The organism is Pseudovibrio sp. Ad26, assembly GCF_001623285.1.
GTDB classification, from domain to species: domain Bacteria; phylum Pseudomonadota; class Alphaproteobacteria; order Rhizobiales; family Stappiaceae; genus Pseudovibrio; species Pseudovibrio ascidiaceicola.
Window position 1 is genome coordinate 1 of record NZ_LMCE01000144.1, and the last position, 502, is coordinate 502.

Here is a 502-nt window from a genome sequence, read left to right on the forward strand (position 1 = left end):
CCTCAGTGGCGTGGAGTGCAGGTATACAGACTAATCCGGCAGCGTCCGTCGTTGTTGATATTGCTTATGAAGGCTCCGGCAGTGGCGACTGGCGTACTGACGGATTCATCGTTGGGGTCGGTTATAAATTCTGATTAGCCAGGTAACACAGTGTTATGACAGCCCGCCGGAACCGGTGGGCTTTTTTGTGGGGTGAATATGGCAGTAAAGATTTCAGGAGTCCTGAAAGACGGCACAGGAAAACCGGTACAGAACTGCACCATTCAGCTGAAAGCCAGACGTAACAGCACCACGGTGGTGGTGAACACGGTGGGCTCAGAGAATCCGGATGAAGCCGGGCGTTACAGCATGGATGTGGAGTACGGTCAGTACAGTGTCATCCTGCAGGTTGACGGTTTTCCACCATCGCACGCCGGGACCATCACCGTGTATGAAGATTCACAACCGGGGACGCTGAATGATTTTCTCTGTGCCATGACGGAGGATGATGCCCGGCCGGAGG

General features: G+C 54.2%; 2 protein-coding genes. Both read left to right on the forward strand.

Features of this window, described 5'->3' with window-relative positions; all coding sequences use genetic code 11:
* Positions 1–134 (forward strand): Ail/Lom family outer membrane beta-barrel protein (locus tag PsAD26_RS29175; RefSeq protein ID WP_153041570.1); only part of this gene is annotated, 134 nt, incomplete at its 5' end.
* Positions 135–198: 64 nt separating this feature from the next.
* Positions 199–502: prophage tail fiber N-terminal domain-containing protein (locus PsAD26_RS23750; RefSeq protein WP_084403818.1), on the forward strand; the 304-nt coding region annotated here is incomplete at its 3' end.